Source organism: Lactimicrobium sp., assembly GCF_036453465.1.
Lineage (GTDB): Bacteria > Bacillota_I > Bacilli_A > Erysipelotrichales > Erysipelotrichaceae > Bulleidia.
In genome coordinates this window covers 1-18,226 of record NZ_JAZHUW010000042.1, presented here as the reverse complement: position 1 = coordinate 18,226, position 18,226 = coordinate 1, and the positions used below count along the sequence as shown (strand labels likewise).

The window sequence follows — 18,226 nt, the reverse complement described above, 5'->3', positions numbered from 1 at the left end:
CGTTAACTTCATGGATTTTATAACTAACTGAGAAAATCACCTGATTCTCTGACAGATCTTTTTGATCTCGCGGGCATAGCTCTGTTCGCTGATGCCATACACACTCAGGATCTCTTTCTGCCTCTTTGTCACTGCATACTTCTGATAATATTTTCCATCCGGGTTTCTTGTGATGGTCAGTTTATTTAACTGATGAATTGCCTCTGGCACTGTAAAATTCTTCCGGTCTTTCTGATACAGCGGTTTCAGCCGATTGAACATGTCATTGCGCAGAATGATCGCAATGAATGTCTCCATCGTCTTGCTTTCCAATGAGATATCCGTATATACCCTGAATGCCTTTCCACCAAGATAGCTCTTATCTGTTCTGAACAGCTTCTCAATGGAGTCTCTGTGTCTGTATTTATCAAGTGCTTCTGATGCACTCATCTTTTCACTTGTAATCAGTACAAAGAAACCAAGCCTGCTCATTGCTTTCTGCACTGTCTGCTTCTTACGCTTATGTGCCAAGAAATAGCCATTATCATCAAATTTCAGACTGTAGTATTTCTCATACGACTTGATATCCTGCTTTCTGGTCAGCTTTTTCTCCAGTCTCTTATCAAGCTCCTCATCCATTTTGTGCAGTCTGCTTAAGAAGGCTTCTCTTTCTGCTGCAGCCTTTTTCTCATCATAGTAGATATGGATATATCTGGTCTTCTGATCTCCTGGATAAAGACAGCCGCGTATTGTCTTTCCATATACTTCATGCTCATCCAGATAATCTTCAAATGGTGTCAATCTCAGCCTCTCACTTACACCATCTACCGCCTCCTGAATAAACCTGGCGTTTCCTTTTGCCATGATGATGAAGTCATAATGATGTTTATCAAAGAACTTGATATTTCCTGAGCTGAAATACCCTCTGTCCAGAATAAAGCCAACATCATGATAGCCATACTGCTGGGCCCGCTCTACCATGAACTGGCACTGTGTGTTATCAATGATACTTCCGTGATACAACTCATAGAAATACGGGGTGCCATTGTCCTGATCATAGGCAAGTGAGAAGTTCACATCCGGAATATCCGGATCATCCTTGGCAGCCCCGTATTCCGCCAGTTCAACACCACGCGCGCATGTGTTCATGTTGGTTGAATCATAGGAAATATAAACGTCTCTGGCATCCGTATGCAATGCATTCCAGTTCTTCAGAAAGTAATCGTGCTGCTGGGAACTCTGCTTTTTGAACATCTCACAGATCTCATTGTCATCATGAATACGCTCTGAATGAATCACGCTTTCATAGGCATAATCAGGGAAATACTGCATGGCATTGCTTTCACAGCCGATCATGTACTGCACACTGTCCTGCATCAAAAAGCTGTCCTCTCCATACGCACTGTCCAGCAGTGTATCAAGACTCATCTCATGCATTGCCTTTGACAGCACAACATACAGCCCTGCCTGCAGCGTATCAGATCTCTCAGGTGCTTCCGGAAGATCCTGATCTGCAAACAGCTTTTTGTAGTTCTTATTAGGTATCATCTTATGCTTATCATCCTCTGAGAGTTTCCCGATACACATTCTCTTGTTCTCATTGTATCCCTTATCCTTCAGATAAACTTTCTCAGTATTGATATACACATAAAAGGTACTGCCATGCTTATAAATCAACGCTCCATCAGGAAGATCAACCATCATATGATAAACCTCTTTTATTGGTTATATTATAACTAATTTGGAGCTGAAAGAAAAGAGCTTTCGAAGCGAAAATCATCCGATGAAATCTGATGATTCTCTGTATTCAGAAGCTCTCTTGGTTATACTTTAGGAGAAGTTAACGGACTATACAGGCAAGCCGCTGCAGGAGTGCACGGAGCTGGAACTGTTCAACGGTGTCCTGAATCTGGTCAATGATGCAGAAAAAGAGAAAGGATACAATACCGGCAAAAAGAAGCTGTATTATATTTCAGCTGAGTTTCTGATCGGCAAGCTGCTTTCCAACAATCTGATCAATCTTGGTCTGTACCAGGATGTCAAGAAGCAGCTGGAAGATGCCGGCCGCAGCCTGGCTGATCTGGAAGAGTTCGAGTATGAGCCTTCCCTTGGCAATGGCGGCCTTGGCCGTCTGGCTGCCTGCTTCGTGGATTCTCTGGCAACCCTTGGCTTACCGGCAGATGGTGTCGGTCTGGCATATCATTGCGGACTGTTCAAGCAGAATTTTGAGAATAACAAGCAGTCTGAGACACCTGACAGATGGCTGCAGTGGGGGCATGAGAGCTGGATGCGGCCGACTGGCAAGCACTATACCGTTGACTTCGGCGGTTTCTCTTTGACTTCAACGATGTATGAGATTGGTGTGACAGGCTATGGTTCCAAGTGCGGCAAGCTGCGTCTGTTTGATGTGGATACACTGGATGAGCGTGTGATTCGTGATCAGATCAGCTTTGATAAGAAGCAGATTGCCAAGAATCTGACTTTGTTCCTGTATCCGGATGATTCGGATGAGGATGGACGTATTCTGCGTGTTTATCAGGAATACTTCATGACAGCCAATGCTGCCCAGCTGATTCTTGAAGAAGCTGAGGCAAAGGGCAGCAATCTGCATGATCTGGCTGATTATGCCGCCATTCAGATCAATGATACCCATCCGACTATGGTCATTCCGGAACTGATCCGCAGACTGACTGCCAAGGGTATTTCCTTTGAAGAAAGCATTGAGATTGTCAGAGCTGTATGCGGCTATACCAACCATACAATCCTGGCTGAGGCTCTTGAAACATGGCCGCGTGCATATCTGGAAAAGGCTGTGCCGCAGCTGATTCCGGTCATTGAAAAGCTGCAGGCATATGTTGCTGAGCGTTATGATGAACCGTTTGTTCAGATCATTGATGGCAATAACAATGTGCATATGGCCAACATTGACATTCACTTCTCTCATTCCGTCAACGGTGTTGCCAAGCTGCATACCGAGATTCTCAAGAATACCGAGCTGGCTCCGTTCTATAAGATTTATCCGGAGAAGTTCAACAACAAGACCAACGGTATTACATTTCGCCGCTGGGGCGTGATGTGCGATCCGGCCCTGACTTCTTTGATCAATGAAACGATCGGTGATGACTGGATCCGCCATGCGGATGATCTCAAGAAACTTGAGGCAAAGAAGGATGATCCGGAGTTCCTGAAGAAGATTCTTGCAGTCAAGCAGGAGAACAAGCAGAACTTCACGGATTATCTGAAGAATTACCGCGGTATTGAAGTGAATCCGAATTCTGTGTTTGATGTGCAGTCCAAGCGTCTGCATGAATACAAGCGCCAGCAGCTGAACCTGCTGTGGGCAATCTCTGTCTACAATGACATGGTAGAGGGTAAGTTCCCGGTACGTCCGATCACGGTCTTCTTCGGTGCCAAGGCTGCTCCGGCTTACATCATTGCCAAGGATATCATTCATGCCATTCTGACCTTCTCCAAGGTACTGGATGCCGATCCGGATGCGTCCAGATGGCTGAAGGTTGTCATGCTGGAGAACTACAACGTTTCTCTGGCTGAGAAGCTGATTCCGGCTGCGGATATCTCTGAGCAGATTTCCCTGGCATCCAAGGAAGCAAGCGGCACCGGCAATATGAAGTTCATGCTCAATGGTGCCGTTACACTTGGTACGATGGATGGTGCCAATGTTGAGATTGCGGATCTGGTTGGACCGGATAACATCTATACATTCGGTGAGTCTTCGGATGAAGTCATTGCTCATTACAAGAATGCGGATTATGTCTCCAGAGAGTACTATGAGCGTGATCCGAAGCTGAAGAAGGCAGTTGATTTCCTGACATCGGATCTGATGATGCAGAATGGCGGCGATCCAGAGAATCTGGGCAGATTGAGCCATGAGCTGCTGTCTAAAGACTGGTTCATGACCTTCCCGGATTTCGAGGATTATTGTGAGACCAAGGCAAGAATGCTTTCTGACTATGAGGATCGTGATGCCTGGAGCAGAAAGATGCTTATCAATACTGCCAATGCCGGTTTCTTCTCCAGTGACCGTACCATTGCCCAGTACAATGAAGATATCTGGCATCTGACACCGGATACAACAAAGTAATTGCACAAGCAGGAGAAATCCTGCTTTTTTTGTGGATTGCGCTTATACTGACAGCAGGTGGTGATTGCATATGAAACTTGGCATGATTGGTCTTGGCGTCATGGGACGGCCGATGGCACTGAATCTGAAAAAGGCAGGCTATGATCTGTGTGTGTCACCGCACCGTGCCAATATGAATGACTATTTTGCGTCGTTTGGCATTCCGGTTGTTTCCAAGAAAGAGATTGGAGAAAGCTGTGATGTGGTGCTGTTGATGCTGCCGGATTCAAAGCAGGTGGAAGCTGTTATGTTAGAGGAAGACAGGCTGGCTGAGATTATGAAGCCCGGTTCCTGTCTGATCGATATGAGTTCGATTGATCCCTCTGTTTCCAGGAAAGTAAATGCACAGCTTGCAAAGCGCGGCATTGATATGCTGGATGCGCCGGTATCCGGCGGGGAACCGGGTGCCATTGAAGGTACTTTGAGTTTCATGGTTGGCGGAAAGCAGGAAGTGTTTGACAAATACAGACCGATTCTGCTGGCCATGGGATCTTCAGCGGTACTGGTTGGAGAGATTGGGGCCGGCAATACGGCAAAGCTCTGCAATCAGATCATTGTGGCAGGCAATCTGATGGCGCTGGCAGAAGGCATTACCTTAGCCCAGCAGTCTGGCCTGGATCCTTCTGTTGTTATAGAGGCACTTACAGGCGGCCTGGCCGATTCTGCTGTCATGCATGCAAAGGCACAGATGATGATTGATAAACGCTATGATCCTGGTTTCCGCATTGACCTGCACATCAAGGATCTTAACAATGCTTTGCATGCGGCCAATGATACAGGCACTCCTGCTTTGATGACAGCCCAGGTGAAGGAGATCATGCAGTGGCTGCACAGCCATGATCTTGGTAATAAAGATCACAGTGCCATCAAGGCATTCTATGACACGCTGGCAGAGAAGAAATGAAGACAGAAAAAAGGATGGCGTGAATGCCATCCTTTTACGTGCGGTTAGCAGGACTTGAACCTGTACGGGTTGCCCCAATAGATCCTAAATCTATCGTGTCTGCCAATTCCACCATAACCGCGTGGTTCATATTATAGTATGCCGCGGTTTTGATTGGCAAGTTTTAGCAGACAAAGTTGAGATAGTAGGGCAGCTGGCGGCGCCACCATGGCCAGTCATGGGCCACATCTGCACCCCAGAAATCCACCCATGCCGGAATGTTCTTATAGGCAAACAGTTCCTTCATTCTGGCGGCATCTTCCTGCATCGGGTGTTCCCAAGCGCCTCTGCCGCAGCAGATGATGATGTCCCGGTGGCGGTACATCTCTACATACGGGTGGTCATAGGGCATACCTTCAATGTAGTCAACTGGTGAGTTGGCATAGACAAGATCATCCATGTAGTCCGGGAAGAACAGTCTGGCATTGTAAGCACCGGACAGGGCGATACAGCCGGAGAACAGATCCGGTCTTCTTAACAGAAAGTTGAGTGCATGGGTGCCGCCCATGGAACAGCCGGTTGTCAGAATGCCATCATAGGTATTGCCCTGGTTGGCTGCACTGCTGATTTCCTTGATGCGGGGCACAAGTTCATCTGTGATGTAGTGAAAATAGGCTTCCTGGTTCTCAATCCGCTTGCGGTTGTCCCAGGTCTTCCATGACCAGCTGTTGACATCGTTGGAATCACAGCAGAACAGCTGTACTCTGCCGGCATCAATATACGGTGCGGCGGCTGCGACCATACCGTTGTTTTCATAATCGAAGAAACGGCCGTCCTGGCTTGGAAAGACAAGCACCGGCTTGCCGGCATGTCCATATACTTTGAATTCCATATCACGGCCCAGGTTCCTGGAATATTCCTTGAAGTATTCTGTCTTCATGCGGCTGCCTCTTTCTTTGCCTGCCCGGCTTCTTCTGTGTTTTCTTCTTTCTTCTTCGGCTTTTCATAGACGAAGCGGATGAAATTCTTTACTTCTTCAATGGTCTTGAAGCGGGCAATGTACATATCATCGCCCATGGCCGAGCCAAGGATGCCTGGCATCCGCTCATGCATGCAGATATTGGAGCCATAGCGGTAGAACACAGAGGCATCGGAATTGGCATAGGTCAGGCGGTCACGCTTGCCGACATAGACACAGAAGTATGGACGGTCCGTCTCATACAGGCCGTGGTTATACATGCACATGTTGGCGTAGATGTTGTAGACATTGATGTCATTGGCAAAGTTCATCATGTCCGGGGTATATCCTCCCGGCGGTCTCATGTTGACTTCCAGGCCGACCAGACCGCCCTTTTTGCCAAGGTTTGGCTTGTCTTTGGTCAGGCGGAAATACTCGGTATGGAAGAATCTGCCTCTGATCCTGAATGCTTTGATGACCCTTGAACCCATTTGATCCAGATCTTCAGGAATGACTCTTTCACTCCAGTAGCAGCATTCATCGCCTTCATTGACAACGTCCATGATCGGTTCCGGGAAAGTATGGCTTGTCTTGAAGATGATATTGCCATCCTGGTCAGTAATGCCATCAAAGGAAACGATATAGCCTGGTACATACTCTTCCATGATGTACTGTACTTTCAGGTTCTGGCGGTAGAAGTCTTCCAGCTCCTTTTCATTGTTGATCTTCCAGGTGCCATTGGCGCCAACACCGTCATTTGGCTTGACGATGACAGGAAAGCCGACTTCCTTGACAAAGTTCTTTCCTGCTTCCAGATCAGAAACAAGATGCCAGCGGGCACAAGGGACGCCAGCTTCCTGGTAGTACTTTTTCATGTTGGACTTCAGTTTATAACGCATCACATCTTTGGTCTTGTCACCGGTATTGATATTGAAATCCTCGCGCAGGCGGGCATCCTGTTCCAGCCAGAATTCATTGTTGCTCTCCAGCCAGTCAATCTTGCCGTGCTTGTGGGCAAACCAGGCAACCGCCCGGTACATCTCATCGTAGTTCATCATGGACGATACCTGATAGTATTCATCCATGGCATCTTTCATTTCCTGGGAAAGTGAATCATAAGGGTCTTCTCCAATGCACAAAGACGTTCCCCCGATCTGTTTCCATGCTTTTGGAAACTGATAATACGTCTTTGGAAAATTCGGTGATATGAAGACAAAGTTGCTCATAATCGACGTCCATCCCTTCTTGTGTGAGATTATACACCATCATATGGCTATAGAATGCAATTTATTACGCAGGGTGATACGAAGCGGGATATAATGGACGGGAATACCAGGGGGAACAGCAATGACTGAGAATAAACTGAAGGATGCACGCAGCCGTATTGATGCCATTGATGCGCAGATGGCCGATCTGTTTGCCCAGCGTTTTGCGGCCGTGCGCGATGTGATTGACTACAAGATTGAAAACCGGCTCCCGATTCTGGATTCCGGCCGTGAGAAGGAAATCCTGGAGAAGAATGTTTCCCGGATTTCAGATGATGATATCCGGCCGTATTTCCGCAGATGGTATCAGGAGCTGATGGAGCTGTCAAAGGAATATCAGAAACAGATCAGAGAGGAGAAATAACAGAGAAATATGGGTGAATTGTTGAAACAGATCCGGCATGACAACATGCAGGCAATGAAGGACAAGGATGAAGTCAGAAAGGGTGTCTGCTCTTTACTGATCAGTGCGATTGCATTGGCTGAGAAGGAAAGCGGCAAGGAACTGAGCAAGGATGAAGAGCTTGTCTATGTGCAGAAGGAACTGAAGCAGACAAAGGAAGAGCTGGAAAGTATTCCGGATTCCCGTCCTGAGCTGAAGGAAAAGGCACAGCAGAAGATTGATATCATTGAAAGCTATCTGCCAAAGCAGATGAGTGAGGATGAGATCAAGGATGCTCTGGAAAAGATCATTGCTGAAAAAGGACTGGATCATACAAAGAAGAGCCAGGGCCCGGTCATGAAGACCATGATGACAGAGTACAAGGGCAAAACAGACGGCAAGACTGTTGCCAGAGTACTTGGCACACTGCTGCACTGAGACCATAACGAAAAGAAAGGAGCACGTGCTCCTTTCTTTTCGTTATGCAATTTCCTTGTTGAGTCTGGGTACTTTGACCTGTAGGATATCTTCCAGCCCCTGCAGCAGTACTTCATGATCCTTGCCTTCATGCAGGCCGGATACCAGCAGGATGGCCGTTTCCGTTCCGTCTTTCAAACAGATTGGGAAACCGCCGCCGCTGGTGTCCTGCTTTTCATTGTGGATGCATTCATACACATACTGCCAGGCAGAACTGTGATGGCTTTTACGAACAGAATCTTCCTTGATCTTGGTAAAGAAGAAGTTGCGTGGTGCTTTGTCATCCATGGTATACTGGAAGATCACCATGTCATCTGACAGACGCTTGATCTGGATGACAATGCCGCGGTCATATGACAGTGCAGCCTGGGCAATGGCATTGCCCAGAGCCAGTGCATCTTTACTGGCAAAGGAATCATACCGCAGCAGCCTCTCCTGCTCTTCCAGGATAGCTAAATCCTCCTGCGTATACATCAGTCCAGATGTCCTTTGACCTGATAGGAGTCTTCGGTAAACTGCATCAGTTCAAACTTGTTGCCATCCGGATCATGGAACCACTGCTGACAGGTGCCGGAGGGACCTTTGGAAATCTTTGTGTCAGGATTGATGCCGGCTTTCTGTAATTCTTCACTGGCCGCAAAGATATCATCCACCGTCAGGGCAAAGTGGGAATAGCCCACATCTTCATTCCACTGTCTGTGCGGCTTCTGATTCGGACTGGCAGGGAAAAGTTCAATGAACTGACCCGGAGCAAGCTCAATATACGTATAGAAGATACCTTCCGGATCTTTCTCGGCCATGGCTGCCATCTGCGGCCGGTCTGTTCTTCCTTTATATTCTTTCCACTTCACAATCACTTTCTGCTTTAAGCCAAGCTTCTTTGTGTAGAAATCAATCATTTCATCAAAGCGATCCGTATAGAATGATACATGCATGATGGCATTGAATTTCATAACTGTTCTCCTTTTATATTGATATCATTATCAAAAATGATGCCGGCATCTTTTCTGGCTGTTTCCATGACACGTGATACCATACTGCTGGCTTCCAGCATTTCTTCCATGTGCGCATAGTCTTTTGTATCCACGGTTTGGATGAAATCCAGGAATTCATAAAGCATGCGGTGCCTGCCACTGTTGTCATTGTAGGGCTCAACGCTGCCATCATTGCGGTCCAGATCAAAGCTGGTCATGCCATTGACAGAGGAGTGCATGGCAATACATCCGGCATCACCCTGAATACTGCAGGAAACAGGTGCTTTGCAGTCTTTGGCGGCGATCGAAACAGCCTGGAATGTGCCATAATCCATCGTCAGGATGCCGGAAGTATCAATGCCTTTTTCGATGTTGGCATGATAAGAGACATGCTTTGGTTCACCAAACAGACCGCAGATGAAGCTGATGTTGTACACATTCAGGTCCATCAGGGCTCCGCCGGCTTTATGCGGGTCAAAGACCGGCAGGATTGTGCCTGCTTTGAAGGCATCATAGCGATGGGAATACTGACTGTAGTTCAGCGAGATGATCTTGATATTGCCAAGCTCCGGCAGTTTTTCTTTGATGGCAAGATAAGCTGGCATATGAACCACACTCATTGCTTCAAAGATCATCAGATGCTTTTCTGCTGCAATCTTCTTTAAACTTTCAAGTTCTTCATCATTTGCTGTGATTGGTTTTTCAATGATGACATGCTTGCCAGCTTCCAGTGCCTTTTTTGCAAAGCTGTAATGAAGATGATTTGGCAACGCTACATAGACCGTGTCCACGTCTGATGCCAGCAGTTCATCATAATCATAGTATGTTCTTGCAAAACCAAATCGTCTGGCAAGTTCTTCTGTACGTTCCCGATTATGTTCCGTGCCCAGTATGACTTTCTTTTCAAATGGAATCTGATCAATGGTACGCATCAGATCCAGCACAATCATGCCTGCACCAAGAAATCCTATTTTCATTGATTGATCCTCCTGTACTGCTGTTTTACTTTTCTCTGTCCGCATGTTCTATATGCCTGGTGTATGAAAGAAACATTGAATCAGGTTATTTCATATAATCTACAAAAAAAGTGGAAACATTGTTCCACTATTGTGTGATCATATGCAGTTTTCACAAATTATTCTGCCTGATGATATGCATAGAGAAATGAATACAGAAGATTGAGAACATATCCAATGGCAAGCTGGGAATAGAAGGTACCGATGCGTTCTTCTCTTTTTCCTTCCAGATCAGGAAAAATGACAGTTTCATTGGCATAGGGGATCAGCCAGCTGTCTGCTTTGGCTGTCATGGCAAAGATGGCAGTGCCTGTTGATTTGAGCTGCTTTAATGTGCTGTGGAAGCTGTCAAAGTAATCGCCGGAGTAGCTGGCAATGATGACCGTGTCATCTGACTTTGCATTGGCCAGAATCAGGCTTTGATCACCAAACATGGTGGTCATCTGGACGTGGCAGCCGAGCTTGGCAATGCGGTTGGCAAACTGCAGGCAGGTGATTTCGGTATCACCGGTGCCAACCAGCAGGATCTGTGCACTTCTGTTGAGGCGCTGCGCCATCCGCTGTAACTGCATGGGATGAATGGCAGTTTGGATGATATCGATGGACTCCCGGTATAAGGATGCCATGGAACTGACAATCTCCTGGGCCATGGCTTTGCTGGTATCAAAGGGCTGCTTGAAGTTGACATCCTGGCTGACATATTTCTGTGCTTCACTCTGGCGGATGAGATCGTTCTGCAGATCGCGGTAGCCATGATAGCCGAGTTTCTTTGCAAAACGGACAATGGTACCCTGACTGACATAGCAGACATCCGCAAGCTGCCTGACACTCATGTCAGGAACTTTCTGATAGTTGGCAAGAAGAAAAGCAGAGATCGTCTGGAAGGTATCACTGGCAAATGTGGTGTCTGTTAACTTCTCTGCAAGTGATACATTTGGATCCTTCCGTTTCTTCTCTGCTTCATCTTTGAGATTGATTTTTGTGGTCATACCGCCATTGTAGCGGTTTTGCCCGCTGCTCTCAATTTCTGTCAATGTATGTGCAGGCTGCCGTTGCCGCAATGGCACCATCGGCTGCGGCAGTTGTTAACTGGCGCAGGGATGTTGTCCGGCAGTCACCAGCCGCATAGATGCCCGGATGTGATGTTTCACAATCCGCACCGGCCTTGATATAGCCCTTTTCATCCAGATCGACCAGATTGGCAAAAATCTGGTTGTCAGGTTCCTGGCCGATTGCTACAAACAGGGCACTGACCGGCACGTTTGTTGTTTCCCTGGTTTTGACATTGGTCACTGCAATGCTTTCCAGATGGTCTTTGCCGGAAAGGCCGGTGACATTGCTGTTGAGCAGAAAGGTGACATTGTCACATGTGTTCAGCTTGTCCAGGTCTGCCTTGTCGCCACGGAAGGAATCTCTGCGGTGAATCAATGTAACATGATTGGCAATACCGGCCAGATACAGTGCGTCGGAAAGGGCTGTGTTGCCGCCGCCATTGACGGCCACATCTTTTCCTTTGAAGAACATGCCGTCACATGTAGCACAGTAAGAGATGCCTTTGCCAATCAGCCGTTCTTCGTTCTTTAAACCAAGATGCCTGTTTTTAGCACCGGTGGCGATGATGATTGTCTTTGCTTCATAGGTGTCTTTGCCGGCTTTGATGGTGAACGGACCATCTCCTGTGATTTCTTCAACCTTTGCAAAGATGACCTTGACGCCAAGATCCGTGGCCTGGCTGTACAGGTTTGTGGCAAATTCATAGCCGGAGATATGGGCAATGCCCGGATAGTTTTCAATGTCTGGTGTATTGATAATCTGGCCGCCATAGGTGCCGCTTTCTGCGACAATGACGGATTTTCCTGCCCGCACGGCATAGATGGCTGCGGACAGTCCGGCAGTACCGGCACCGATAATAAATAAGTCTGTCATATGGAATTACCTCTTCTATCAGTATGATGCCCTGATGCTTTGAAAAAGGAAAGCGGGATGCTCAGGGCAATCTTAAGAAAAAATTTCATGATAAATGTGTAAAAACGGTGAAAAAGGGATATCATATTTGCCTGTATTGGACTGGTGTTAAAATGAAGCGTTTAAAAGAAGTATGGTTAAAAATATTTCATTTTCTGAAAGAACTGCTTCGGCAGAGAGAAGATCCGAAGCAGATGAATAACTGGCAGGCACTGATCGGACAGTTTGTGATGTCCGTGGTGACCTGCTTCATTATTGAAGTCTGTTCACGGCATGGCATGATGGCAGCCTTTCAGTTTGTGCACAGTTCTACAAAGGCATTCTTGTATAACTGTGTATTGATCTATGTGACCTCGCTGCCAATCTTCCTGTTCCGTAAGCGCCGTTTCCTGCGGGTATTGATCTTTGGCTTCTGGATTGCACTTGGTGTTACCAATGGCATCATCCTGTCCAACCGTGTCACACCATTCACCGGACCTGATTTCAAGAACTTCACCGAAGGCAAGGCAGTCATGGGCAAGTACATGTCCCATTTCAAGATTTTCTGCATCTATGCCATTGTCATCATCGGTATCATTCTTGCCATCATCTATCTCTTCCGTTCACCGAAGTTCCGCGGCAAGATGCATTATCCGATTGTCATTGTCGGCTTAGTGGCAGCAGTAGGCGGCTTCTATGGCCTGACCAAGCTGTGTGTCAATGCCCGTATCCTGTCTACGTACTTTGGCAATATTGCCTTTGCTTATCAGGACTATGGCTTTCCATACTGCTTTACAGTAACGGTGCTGGATACCGGCATCAGAGAGCCAAACAACTATTCGCCTTCGCTTGTCAATTCCATTACTTCTGAAGATGACAAAGCCGGTACGACAACGACGGATACAGATGATCTTCCTAATATTATTGTGGTACAGCTGGAATCCTTCTTTGATCCGCAGCGTGTGAATTATCTCCAGTGCTCCGAGGATCCGATTCCCAACTGGCATGAGCTGGAGAATTCCTGCACACATGGCTACTATACGGTACCGACTATCGGTGCCGGAACAGCCAATACCGAGTTTGAAACACTGACCGGCATGTCGCTGCGGTTCTTTGGCGCTGGTGAATATCCGTTCAAGAGTATCCTTTCCCAAGAGCCATGTGAAAGCAGTGCCTTTGATCTGAAGACACTTGGCTATTCTGCCAGTGCTCTGCATGACAATGAAGCCAATTTCTATTCCCGCAAGAAGGTATATAAGAATCTTGGCTTTGATACGTTCACATCCAAGGAATATATGCAGAATCAGACAGATGTGAACCACAACGGCTGGATGAAGGACCGCAATCTGATCAAGCCGATCAATGATGCCATGGATGCCACACCTGGCAAGGATTACATCTTTACCGTATCTGTGCAGCCTCATGGTGCCTATCCGAATGAAGAAGTGCTGGATGATCCTGAGATTACCGTGTCCGGCAATATGACGGATGCCCAGAGATGTGCATGGGAATACTATGTCAATGAGATTCATGAAGAGGATGAATTCATCAAGAATCTGATTGATTCTATCAACCAGCGTGATGAGAAGAGCATCATCCTGTTCTATGGCGACCATCTGCCGACCATGAATCTGCAGGATAAGGATATGGCCGGCGGCAATCTGTATCAGACCAATTATCTGATCTGGAATAACTTCGGCCTGAAGATTCCGAACCAGAACATCACTTCCTACCGTGCCATTGCCACGATCATGAATGCCCTGGATATCCATACCGGGACAATGTTCCGCTTCCAGCAGGCACATACTGGTGAAGAAGAGAACTTCTTCAATGAGATGCAGACACTGCAGTATGATCTGCTGTATGGCAAGCAGTATGCGTATAACGGCAATGATCCGTATCAGCCGAATCCAAAGTATCGTCTTGGTGTCAAGAATATTGTCATGACAGGTATTATTCCGGTGCGTGATGGCTATCTGATCAAGGGACGCAACTTCACCCAGTCGTGTAAGGCGGTTGTGGATGGAGAAGTGCAGGAAGATACGGAATTCATTGATATCAATACGCTGAAGGTCAGTGGGGATCTGCCATCTAAGGGTACCAATATTGCAGTCGGTGTACAGAGTGCTTCCAAGACGCACAGGATGCTGTCATATGCATGGAACTCGTATACCATCATGACAGATGAGAGCACGTTCTCTTCGCCTTCGGCATCACCTTCACCAAAGCCGGCGTCGTAATCTAATCAATATGACATCTGCGTTTGCGGATGTCTTTTTATTTCCCGGAAAATATTTATTGCTTTAATTATTTGACTTGCTTGTAATATCTGATGATGCTAGGATGCAGTGGTACACATTGATCGTAAGGAATGGTGAAAACATGAAGAAAGAAGTATGTGAACAGAATGATCGTTTTGGGATCTGCCCGTATGTAACAGCCCAGAAACTGCTGTCAGGAAAGTGGGCAATCCTGATCATGCATGCCCTGGAGAATGGACCAAGACGTTTTGGTGAACTGCAGAAGGAGCTTGGCATTACCCAGGCAACATTATCTGTGCATTTGAAAGACTTGGAAAAGGAAGGCCTCTTGACAAGGACGGTCTATCCGCAGGTGCCGCTGCGGGTGGAATACAGCCTGACTGAGATTGGTGAGACTTTCAAGCCGGTGCTTGCCAGCATTGAGACATGGGGCAATGCGTATATTGCCTTCCTGCATGAGAAAAATGCCAAGCAGGCATAATGGGCTATACAAAACAGGCATTGCCGGTCTGTGCATATTGCTTGTCAGGCATGATTGTCATGCCTAAAATGGCGAAACAGGAAAGGGGAAGAGAATGAGTGACTTGTGGGGAATTCTGTATGATTCCTTTTGGAAAATACTTGCCGCAGGTATCAAGGTGACGATTCCGCTGACCATTGTGGCTTTTCTGGCAGGCTTGTTGATTGCCTTGATCACGGCACTTGTGCAGTATGCAAAGGTACCGGTATTGCGCCAGATTGCAAGATTCTATATCTGGCTGATCCGCGGTACGCCATTGCTTGTGCAGCTGGCCATCATCTTCTATGGCCTGCCGGCCATCGGCATTCACGTCGATGCCTTTGTGGCAGCGGCGGTTGGCCTTTCCTTTTGTGAAGGTGCCTACATGGCCGAAACACTGCGTGGCAGCTTGGAGGCAGTCGATAAGGGACAAAGCGAAGCAGGATACTGCGTAGGACTGAATTTCTTTCAGATCATGCACCATATCGTACTGCCCCAGGCATTCCGCACAGCTTTTCCGGCTTTGTCCAACTCTTTGATTTCATTGGTCAAGGATACATCTCTGGCTGCCAATATCACAGTCGTGGATATGTTTATGACAACCCAGAGGATTGCCGGCAGAACATACCAGTTCATGCCGCTGTATATTGAAGTGGCAGTGGTGTATTTGTTGTTCTGCTCTTTGATCACCCTTTTCCAGCATGCCATTGAAAAGCGGCTGAACCGCTATCAGGCCCAGGAGGCAAAGTGATGCAGCAGGTATTAAAAGCAGATCATATCCGTAAATCCTTCGGCACTCTGGATGTTCTGCAGGATGTTTCCCTGCAGGTCAACAAAGGTGATGTGGTTGCCATTCTTGGACCATCGGGTTCTGGCAAGACAACTTTGCTGCGGTGTCTGAACTTTCTGGAAAAGGCAGACGGCGGCATGATTACCTTCGATGGGAAGGAATATGATCTTGCCCACATGGAGAAAAAGGATATTGAAGCAGTCAGGAAACATACAGGTTTTGTGTTCCAGAACTACAACCTGTTTGCCAATCTGACGGTGTTGAAAAATGTCATGCTTGGTCTGACAGTCGCAAGGAAGATACCGCAGAAACAGGCTGAGGAGACTGCCATGGAAATGCTGAAAAAGGTTGGCATGGCAGAGCGGGCAGATTATTATCCTGCGCAGCTGTCTGGCGGCCAGCAGCAGCGTGCTGCTATTGCCAGGGCTCTGGCAATCAATCCGGAGATTATCTATTTTGATGAGCCTACCAGTGCGCTGGATCCGGAATTGATCGGCGAGGTATTAAAGGTCATGCGCGATCTTGCCAATGAGGGCAGGACGATGATTGTGGTGACGCATGAGATGGCATTTGCCCGTGATGTCAGCACGCATACGATCTTTATGGAACATGGTGTGATTGTGGAAGAAGGGAGTACGCAGGACTTCTTTGCACATCCTGTAAAAGACAGAACAAAAGAGTTCCTGCGTATGGAAGACAGGGAGGAAAGAAAATGAAGAAACAGATCAGTGCCGTACTGGCAGGTATTCTGGCTTTGACACTGGCCGGATGCGGTGGATCATCCAGTGATGATTCGCTCAAGAAGATTCAGGATGCCGGTGTGATCAATATTGGATTGGAAGGGGACTGGCAGCCGTTTTCCTATCATGATGAAAATGATGATCTGGTAGGCTATGACGTGGAAGTTGCCAAGGGTGTTGCGGAAAAGCTTGGTGTTGAAGCCAAGATTACAGAAGCACCATGGGACGGCCTGTTAACAGGACTTTCCACTGGTGTTTATGATATTGTTGTCAATGGCGTCGATGTGACCGAAGATCGTGAGAAGACATTTGATTTCTCTGATCCGTATGCCTATGACCACATTGATCTTGTCACTTTGAAGAACAATACCGATATCACAAGCTTTGAGGATCTCAAGGGTAAAAAGACAGCTAATTCCACAGGATCTACCTATGCGGAAATGGGTGAGCAGTATGGTGCAGAAGTTTCCAATGTGCCGACATTGGCAGAGACGATGACACTGGTGCTCAATGGCACCGTGGATGCCACGATCAATGCGGATACATCCGTGCAGGATTATCTGCATACAACCGGTGAGACCAATCTGAAAGTTGCAGCTCAGTCTGATGATGTGACCGAATATGCCATTCCGATGAAGAAAGGCTCTGATTCCCTGAAGGAAGCTGTAAACAAGGCACTGCAGGATATGAGAGATGATGGCACTCTGGCCCAGCTGTCACAGAAGTACTTCGGGGCAGATCTGACCAATAAGTAAGACGCAGGCAGTTCTCGTGCTTTTTACAAAATGAAATCCAAAAAGGGGCTCAGCCCCTTTTATTCATGGATTATTGTGATTCGTCTTTTGATCCGAATCGCTTTTCTAACAGTATTCCGCCACTATAATAGATGAGAAAAAACAGCAGTGTTTTCATCGCCTGAGAAAACTGATGGGAATGCCACAAGACGAGTAACGAGATCATGATACTGAAAGCAGCCACTAATAAGATCTGATAAAGAAGTTTCTCTGTCTTACCAGATAGTTGCATGATCAGCGAAGACCCAACTGTAACAAAACAAAGTAATAATGATTTGAAGGAATCCTGAAACAGGATCAATCCTGCAATAAAGGAAATAAGGAATCGAATGAGAAGAGTCTGGAAATACTTCATAAAAACATACAACCGATCAGTGCATAACCAAACTTTTGTACTGCAACTTTGATGTTTGGTCTCATTAATGAATTCTTGACCTCATACACAGATCCCGCAGCTATATAAGCTGTGCACGCATAGAGCTTGTTTACCCATTTAGGCTGTGCACTATGTGCTTTATAATCCAGCCATCTTTCACACTCGGAATAAGAAGAAAAGCCGAGATCATTATAAGCAAATGTGCATGCATTCACTCCTTCCCCACTTTGCGCATATACATGCGTGGTATACAGGGTTAAAGAACAAATGACTGCTAAGCAGGTAGAAACGATTAATTGTACAATTCTTTTCATTTCATAGCATCCTCCTGATTGTAGAATATCATTACCATGAAAATAATAAAATCCTACTAATGCTAGTCTTCATTCTATATAATTATCTGATGGCAAATATGTAAATTTTTACTTATTACCTTTAATTGTCTTGGATATCATAGTGAATGTTATTACAAATATATTGAAATCTAAAATGTACTTTTCTATCATGAAGCTGTTCCGAGAAGCCTTTCGTTTTCTACCAAGAAAGTCAATTAACAAATGTTATCTAGATCCGGTGGCTTAGAGGAGGCCTGCTATGAATATAGCCAGATATAAGAATGGTGATAAAGTTTTATGCTGATTATCTTAAATTCCCGGGTATAAGTTGTAACTACAGCTTGTTTCACTCTTCCTTTGCAGGCACATACTTAGGAAGAAGACCATGCTCGGTCCGCTCGAGATGGATTGG

Annotated in this window: 18 protein-coding genes and 1 tRNA gene; 9 read left to right on the top strand and 10 right to left on the bottom strand. The window is 46.6% G+C overall.

Annotated elements, in window-relative coordinates; genetic code table 11:
- Positions 1-36: 36 nt before the first annotated feature.
- Positions 37-1,683: an IS1634 family transposase gene (locus tag SOI44_RS09255; RefSeq protein ID WP_331348926.1), complete on the bottom strand. Its 1,647-nt coding sequence runs from the start codon at positions 1,681-1,683 to the stop codon at positions 37-39.
- A 160-nt stretch (positions 1,684-1,843) separates the two neighbouring features.
- Here SOI44_RS09255 and SOI44_RS09250 point away from each other — a divergent pair, with 160 nt between their 5' ends.
- Both SOI44_RS09250 and SOI44_RS09245 read left to right on the top strand, forming a co-directional pair.
- Positions 1,844-4,081, top strand: coding sequence for a glycogen/starch/alpha-glucan phosphorylase (locus tag SOI44_RS09250; RefSeq protein ID WP_331348927.1), 2,238 nt, complete (start codon positions 1,844-1,846; stop codon positions 4,079-4,081).
- Between the two features lie 70 nt (positions 4,082-4,151).
- Positions 4,152-5,024, top strand: coding sequence for an NAD(P)-binding domain-containing protein (locus SOI44_RS09245; protein ID WP_331348925.1), 873 nt, complete (start codon positions 4,152-4,154; stop codon positions 5,022-5,024).
- Between the two features lie 39 nt (positions 5,025-5,063).
- On the opposite strand, the gene SOI44_RS09240 is transcribed toward SOI44_RS09245, so the two are convergent.
- The 3 genes from SOI44_RS09240 to SOI44_RS09230 form a co-directional block, all read right to left on the bottom strand.
- Positions 5,064-5,145 (bottom strand) — tRNA-Leu (locus SOI44_RS09240).
- 42 nt (positions 5,146-5,187) lie between these two features.
- Positions 5,188-5,943, bottom strand: coding sequence for an esterase family protein (locus SOI44_RS09235; protein WP_331348924.1), 756 nt, complete (start codon positions 5,941-5,943; stop codon positions 5,188-5,190).
- Complete coding sequence (locus SOI44_RS09230) at positions 5,940-7,187, bottom strand: ATP-grasp domain-containing protein (protein WP_331348923.1); 1,248 nt, start codon at positions 7,185-7,187, stop codon at positions 5,940-5,942. Before SOI44_RS09230 ends, SOI44_RS09235 begins: the two co-directional genes overlap by 4 nt.
- Before the next feature lie 121 nt (positions 7,188-7,308).
- On the opposite strand from SOI44_RS09230, the gene SOI44_RS09225 reads away from it, so the two are divergent.
- On the top strand, positions 7,309-7,590 hold the full coding sequence (locus SOI44_RS09225) for a chorismate mutase (RefSeq protein WP_331348922.1): 282 nt from the start codon (positions 7,309-7,311) through the stop codon (positions 7,588-7,590).
- Between the two features lie 9 nt (positions 7,591-7,599).
- Positions 7,600-8,046 (top strand): GatB/YqeY domain-containing protein, encoded by a 447-nt coding sequence (locus SOI44_RS09220; RefSeq protein WP_331348921.1) that lies wholly within the window; start codon positions 7,600-7,602, stop codon positions 8,044-8,046.
- A 42-nt stretch (positions 8,047-8,088) separates the two neighbouring features.
- Here SOI44_RS09220 and SOI44_RS09215 read toward each other — a convergent pair whose 3' ends face one another.
- The 5 genes from SOI44_RS09215 to trxB form a co-directional block, all read right to left on the bottom strand.
- Positions 8,089-8,559 (bottom strand): heme-binding protein, encoded by a 471-nt coding sequence (locus SOI44_RS09215; protein ID WP_331348920.1) that lies wholly within the window; start codon positions 8,557-8,559, stop codon positions 8,089-8,091.
- Positions 8,559-9,038 (bottom strand): VOC family protein, encoded by a 480-nt coding sequence (locus SOI44_RS09210; RefSeq protein ID WP_331348919.1) that lies wholly within the window; start codon positions 9,036-9,038, stop codon positions 8,559-8,561. Before SOI44_RS09210 ends, SOI44_RS09215 begins: the two co-directional genes overlap by 1 nt.
- Positions 9,035-10,036 carry a Gfo/Idh/MocA family protein gene (locus tag SOI44_RS09205; protein WP_331348918.1) on the bottom strand — a complete coding sequence of 334 codons (1,002 nt, stop codon included), beginning with the start codon at positions 10,034-10,036 and terminating at the stop codon, positions 9,035-9,037. The genes SOI44_RS09210 and SOI44_RS09205 overlap by 4 nt, the downstream gene beginning before the upstream one ends.
- Before the next feature lie 158 nt (positions 10,037-10,194).
- Positions 10,195-11,109, bottom strand: a complete 915-nt coding sequence (locus tag SOI44_RS09200) for a MurR/RpiR family transcriptional regulator (protein WP_331348917.1) — start codon at positions 11,107-11,109, stop codon at positions 10,195-10,197.
- Positions 11,096-12,001: a thioredoxin-disulfide reductase gene (trxB, locus tag SOI44_RS09195; protein WP_331348916.1), complete on the bottom strand. Its 906-nt coding sequence runs from the start codon at positions 11,999-12,001 to the stop codon at positions 11,096-11,098. The genes SOI44_RS09200 and trxB overlap by 14 nt, the downstream gene beginning before the upstream one ends.
- A 233-nt stretch (positions 12,002-12,234) precedes the next feature.
- Here trxB and SOI44_RS09190 point away from each other — a divergent pair, with 233 nt between their 5' ends.
- The 5 genes from SOI44_RS09190 to SOI44_RS09170 all read left to right on the top strand — a co-directional run bounded on the left by SOI44_RS09190 (position 12,235) and on the right by SOI44_RS09170 (position 17,064).
- Positions 12,235-14,259 carry an LTA synthase family protein gene (locus SOI44_RS09190; protein WP_331348915.1) on the top strand — a complete coding sequence of 675 codons (2,025 nt, stop codon included), beginning with the start codon at positions 12,235-12,237 and terminating at the stop codon, positions 14,257-14,259.
- Positions 14,260-14,401: 142 nt separating this feature from the next.
- Entirely contained in the window at positions 14,402-14,761 is a 360-nt protein-coding gene (locus SOI44_RS09185; RefSeq protein WP_331348914.1) for a winged helix-turn-helix transcriptional regulator, read from the top strand.
- A 94-nt stretch (positions 14,762-14,855) separates the two neighbouring features.
- A complete protein-coding gene (locus tag SOI44_RS09180; RefSeq protein ID WP_331348913.1) occupies positions 14,856-15,530 on the top strand; it encodes an amino acid ABC transporter permease in 675 nt (224 codons plus the stop codon).
- Positions 15,530-16,285 (top strand): amino acid ABC transporter ATP-binding protein, encoded by a 756-nt coding sequence (locus SOI44_RS09175; protein WP_331348912.1) that lies wholly within the window; start codon positions 15,530-15,532, stop codon positions 16,283-16,285. Before SOI44_RS09180 ends, SOI44_RS09175 begins: the two co-directional genes overlap by 1 nt.
- The gene (locus SOI44_RS09170; RefSeq protein WP_331348911.1) at positions 16,282-17,064 is read left to right on the top strand and encodes a transporter substrate-binding domain-containing protein; all 783 of its coding nucleotides are present in this window, start codon (positions 16,282-16,284) and stop codon (positions 17,062-17,064) included. Before SOI44_RS09175 ends, SOI44_RS09170 begins: the two co-directional genes overlap by 4 nt.
- 390 nt (positions 17,065-17,454) lie before the next feature.
- On the opposite strand, the gene SOI44_RS09165 is transcribed toward SOI44_RS09170, so the two are convergent.
- The gene (locus SOI44_RS09165) at positions 17,455-17,793 is read right to left on the bottom strand and encodes a hypothetical protein (RefSeq protein WP_331348910.1); all 339 of its coding nucleotides are present in this window, start codon (positions 17,791-17,793) and stop codon (positions 17,455-17,457) included.
- Positions 17,794-18,226: the final 433 nt, after the last annotated feature.